Consider the following 3,768-nt stretch of genomic DNA (forward strand, 5'->3'; position numbering starts at 1 on the left):
ACAAGGTTTTCGTCAGTTCCCGTCTGTTTCGCGGCGACGGGCAGACCGTTTCCCGGGTGCTGGTGTCCGGCCAGTATTACGACGTCAACGATGCCCTGCTCGACAGGCTGATGGCGGGCGCGACCCCCAAGGAGCTCGAACTTGAGCCCGCGCCCGAAGATGCGGCGCACTAGGCCGGGATGGCAGCGGAAAAGCTTCGCACCTACCGGCAAAAGCGCGATTTCACCAAGACGCGCGAGCCGCTCGGCGTCGAGCAGAGCCGCGAAGGCAACCGCTTCGTCGTGCACAAGCACCATGCCACCGCAGACCACTACGATCTCCGGCTCGAGCTCGATGGCGTGCTGAAGAGCTGGGCCGTGCCGCGCGGGCCCTCGCTCAACCCGGCGGACAAGCGGCTTGCGGTCGAGACCGAGGATCACCCGCTGGACTATATCGACTTCGAGGGCCTCATCCCTGAAGGCGAGTATGGCGGTGGGCCGATGATCGTGTGGGACGCCGGCGTGTGGGCGCCGATGGACGACGCGGCATCGGCGCTCGAGAAGGGCGCCTTCAAGTTTCGGCTGTGGGGCGAAAAGCTCAAGGGCGGCTGGATGCTGGCGCGGTTGAAGCCGAAGGGCGGTGAAGAAAAGCGCAACTGGCTGCTGTTCAAGGAACATGATCCGGCAGCCGATGAGAACGTCGATATTCTCGAAGATCGCCCCGAAAGCGTGAAGAGCGGGCGGCGGATCGAGGAATTGGCCGCGCCGCCGAAAAAGCCGCAATCGAAGCCCGGCGACATCAAGCCCGGCAATCTTGCGGGTGCCGTGCAAGCGCCGATGCCGGCGCGGGTCGAACCGCAACTGGCGACCGCTGTTCCGAAGCCGCCATCGGGCGAGGGATGGCTGCACGAAATCAAGTTCGACGGCTATCGCACCATGGTGCATCTTGAGGGTGGCTCGGCGAAGCTGATCACTCGCAGCGGCATCGACTGGACGAAACGCTACGGCAAGCTGGCGTCGGCCTTTCGCGACCTGCCTTGCAGCGACGCCGTCATCGATGGCGAGATCGTTGTGCTCGACGACAAGGGCATCAGCCGGTTTGCCGCCCTGCAAGATGCGCTGGCCAGCGGGCACGACGAGCTTCTGGTGTTCTACGCCTTTGACCTTGTTCATCTCAATGGCTGGGACCTGACCAGGACAGAGCTAGAAAAGCGCAAGGGCCTGCTGGAACAATTGCTGGCCGGCCATGTCCACGCGCAGTCGGCACTTCAGCTCAGCGGACATGTCGAGGGCGACGGCCAGGCGCTCTACGACCAGGCAACCGAGATGGGGCTTGAGGGCGTCGTGTCGAAGCGGATTTCGGCGCATTACACCTCGGGCCGCTCGCACAGCTGGACCAAGACCAAGGCGCTGAAGCATGGCGATTTCTACATCGCCGGCTACACCACATCGCAAGCCGCCGAGGGGCTGGCGGCACTTGCGCTCGGCGAATGGGTCGATGGCGAGCTGCACTATCGCGGCAAGGTTGGGACCGGCTTCGACAGTGAGACGTTGGAGACATTGCTGCACAGGCTGGAAGGTCTGCGCGAGGGGGCAGCGAAGCTCGATGGAGCGCCAAAGGAGGTGATTCCTGTGCGACCTGTGCTCAACGCCCGCATCCACTACGCCAATCGCACCACCGATAATGCGTTGCGTCATGCGGTGTTCAAGGGATTGCGCGAGGCCGAACTGTCGGAAGCGCCGCAAGCTCCGCGCAAGCGGTTGATCACCGATGCCGACCTTGCCACCATCTCGATCACCAATCCGACACGTCGAGTTTTGGGAAAGTCCGGGCCGACCAAGCTCGACGTCGCCGTCTATTATGCCGCTGTCGGCGATTTCATGCTGCCGCATGTCCTGGGGCGGCCGGTGTCGCTGTTTCGCTGTCCGACGGGCCAGCAGAAAGATTGCTTCTTCCAGCGCCACGCCTTTTCGGGCATGCCGGCGACGATCGCTTCTTTCGAGACCAAGAACTCGGACGACGAGACAAAGACCTACATTTCGGTGGAGGACGCCAAGGGTTACCTGGCGCTGGCGCAGTTCGGCGTCGTCGAGTTCCATGTCTGGGGGGCGCTGCGCAAGCGTCTGGACAAGCCCGACCGGATGGTCTTCGACCTCGATCCAGGCGAAGGCATCAGCTGGCGCGAGGTCGTTGAGGCCGCCGTTCATGTCCGTGACGAGCTTGCCAAGATGGGGCTGGTGGCTTTCGCCAAGACCTCAGGCGGCAGCGGCATCCATGTCGTCGTGCCGACGACGGGCAAGCTCGGCTGGAAGCCGTTCCACCAGGCAAGCAGCGAAATCTCGTCTCGGATCGCCAAGACCGCGCCCGACACATTCACCACCGTGATGGGCAAGGACAACCGCAAGAAACGCATTTTCATCGACTTCCACCGTAACGCGCGCAGCGCCACGGCGGCCGCACCTTACAGCCTTCGCGCCCGCACCAACATGCCGGCGTCGACCCCACTCAGCTGGCCGGATCTCGAGTCCATCGACRCTCCGGCAGATTTGAACTATTCTTCGCTTCCCGGACTTGTGGCCAAGTCAGGCGATCCTTGGGCAGACATATCAGATCACGCCCGGGACTTGCCGACCGAGGTCACCGCCAAGAGTAAGTCTTGACCAAGAGTATGTCTTGAATTGTGTCGCGTAGGAGACAAGCATGGCACCAAGGGCAAGTTGGAAGGGATATCTGAAGCTCAGCCTGGTCAGCTGCCCGGTACGGCTGTACCCGGCGACCAGCACGAGCGAGCGCATCAGCTTCAATCAGCTGCACAAGGACACGCATAACCGGATCAACATGAAACCCGTCGACCCGGAGCTTGGCCTTGTCGAGCGCTCAGACCTCGTCAAAGGCTACGAATACGAAGACAAGAAATATGTGGTCATCGACGAAGCTGACGTCGATAGCGTCAAGATCGAATCCAACCACACGATGAACATCGAGGCCTTCGTCGACGAAGCGGACGTCGATGTGATCTACCAGGACGCGCCCTATTATCTGGCACCCGATGGCGCGATGGCCGAGGAAACGTTTTCGGTGCTGCGCGAAGCACTGCGCAAGTCGGGCAAGCTCGCCATCGCCCGCCTCGTCTTGTCGAGCCGAGAGCGCGTGGTGACCATCGGCGCTCGCGAGAATGGCATGTTCGTCTGCACATTGCGCAACCCCAGCGAGGTGCGCGGCACGGCTGAATATCTCGGCAACATCCCCGCCGGAAATCCCGATCCGGAAATGCTGGAGCTCGCCGAAGCGCTGATCAAGCAGAAGCTGACGACGTTTGATCCGAAGAACTACGAAGACCGCTACGAGATCGCCTTGATGAAGATGATCAAGGAGAAGCTGAAGGGTCACAAGCCGATCATCGCGGCAGCACCAGAGCGCGGCAATGTCATCAACCTCATGGATGCGCTGAAGGCCAGCCTCGGCCAGGCCAAGCCACCAGCCAAGAGCAAGACCAAGGCCGAACCGACTGAGAAGCCGGCAGCCAAGCTTGTGGCCGTTGGAGGTGGCAAGGCCGCGAAGGGCAAGAAGTGACGGCACTTTCGGGCAGGATATTCGGCCTGGTCGGTGCGCTCGCCGCTTTCCCGAGGCGGCTCGGCGTGCGTGAGGTCGCTCGCCAAGGCGGCGAGCTGCAGCACGGCATAACGCGACGCACGACCCATGTCGTGCTCGGCAGGACATTGCTCGGCAAGCTCGACGAGGCGCAGCTGGAGGCCCGGATCAATGCGGCATCGGCCTCGGGGCGTCCGG

At 62.4% G+C, this 3,768-nt stretch carries 2 protein-coding genes and 1 pseudogene; all 3 read left to right on the plus strand.

Annotation, left to right across the window (positions count from 1 at the left end; genetic code table 11):
• Nucleotides 1-179: 179 nt before the first annotated feature.
• Entirely contained in the window at nucleotides 180-2,639 is a 2,460-nt protein-coding gene (ligD, locus tag AC1DWF_RS30890; protein WP_476842473.1) for a DNA ligase D, read from the plus strand.
• Nucleotides 2,640-2,679: 40 nt separating this feature from the next.
• Complete coding sequence (gene ku, locus AC1DWF_RS30895; RefSeq protein ID WP_476781601.1) at nucleotides 2,680-3,552, plus strand: non-homologous end joining protein Ku; 873 nt, start codon at nucleotides 2,680-2,682, stop codon at nucleotides 3,550-3,552.
• Nucleotides 3,549-3,768, plus strand: a pseudogene (locus tag AC1DWF_RS30900) (tetratricopeptide repeat protein); the annotation flags it as partial. The gene ku and the pseudogene AC1DWF_RS30900, both read left to right, overlap by 4 nt.

Source organism: Aminobacter sp. P4_D5, from assembly GCF_056401815.1.